General features: G+C 40.7%; 2 protein-coding genes. Both read right to left on the minus strand.

Annotated features, from left to right (window positions below; genetic code table 11):
- Window positions 1-881: ShlB/FhaC/HecB family hemolysin secretion/activation protein (locus ACFIKG_RS09290; protein WP_375652199.1), on the minus strand; the 881-nt coding region annotated here is incomplete at its 3' end.
- The gene (locus tag ACFIKG_RS09295) at window positions 874-1053 is read right to left on the minus strand and encodes a hypothetical protein (protein ID WP_375627430.1); all 180 of its coding nucleotides are present in this window, start codon (window positions 1051-1053) and stop codon (window positions 874-876) included. The genes ACFIKG_RS09295 and ACFIKG_RS09290, both read right to left, overlap by 8 nt.
- Window positions 1054-1231: the final 178 nt, after the last annotated feature.

The following is a 1231-nucleotide window of genomic DNA, read 5'->3' on the forward strand; positions in this document are numbered from 1 at the left end:
GATCCCGTTAGAGTATCACTATTGGGACGCTTGTGAGAAAAATGATACGGACTACCATCCATGGAGCGCTGATAGCTCAACGACCATTGATCATTGATCCCTAACAGATCATCAAAAGAAAGGCTCAAGCGCGTTTGATAAATTCCTGTTGCTTTAGCACCAAGATTATCGCTGGAAAGCGTAATAAGCCAAGGTTTCTGTTTTTCAATATGAACATCGAGTATCGAACCACCCGAATTGCTCCCCGCACCAAGATTAATGGTGGCTTGGCGTGAGAAAAGCCGATTGATTTGATCAAGCCCTTGCTCTATCTGGCGCAGATTGGTCGGCTTCCCAATAAGGTTTGGAAAAGCCGTGGTGATTTCTCCTTGAGATTTCCTTCCAACTTTATGCCCATCAAGAGTGATATCTTCCATCACACCTTCAACAACAACAATCTTGAGATGACCGCCGCTTAAATCCTGCTCAGGCAAATAAGCCCGCACCGCAATATAGCCGCGCTTCATATAAAGCTTGGTTACCGCTTTGAGCACTTTATTGATTTCGGCAATCCCCAAGCACCGTCCTTCCCAAAGAGAAATGGCTTCATGAAGGTCGGTATGAGAAATCAACTGAGCACCAACAAATTCAATACTTTTGATCAGCAAACAGGTTGTACCAGACGAAGCACCATAGGCAGATGTGGTATCATCGTCTGGCAAAAAGACCCCATGGGTTTCGTTTCTACGGTGTAATTGCTGAAAACGTTGTTGTTGCGTTTGTTGTCGTTGGATGCTCTCTGATTGATTAATCGCTTTCTCACGAATGTTTTCGGCAAAACTCGGCAAAGAAAAAAGGCACAAAAAAGCCGCAAAAACAAAAGTGAAAAAAAATCTATGCATTCATTGTGCCCTCAAAGTGAGCAACAAAATGAACCATATCGTCAGCGTCACAGAAAAAATCGCCAACCGCGTAACAATTCTTTAATTTTTTGATGAGAATAATACTTCTAAAATCTAAGAGAAAAGCATAGACTGTACTGCATATACCTGCTTTATGTGTTGTGCAAACCATATCATTTCCCCCGCTTTTGAAGCTTGTATAATTACACTGTTAAATGACAATCATATGCTCTATATGCTTCTTAATTTTAAGGTGTTGCATGTAATATAATCTTGAGCTTCAAGTAAAGACTCTTATTCATAGAATATACCAAATTTATTGGAACTGTTACATATTAGAGACAACAAGA

The organism is Bartonella sp. LB28NMGDW, from assembly GCF_042194435.1.
In the GTDB taxonomy this organism is placed as follows: Bacteria; Pseudomonadota; Alphaproteobacteria; order Rhizobiales; family Rhizobiaceae; genus Bartonella; species Bartonella grahamii.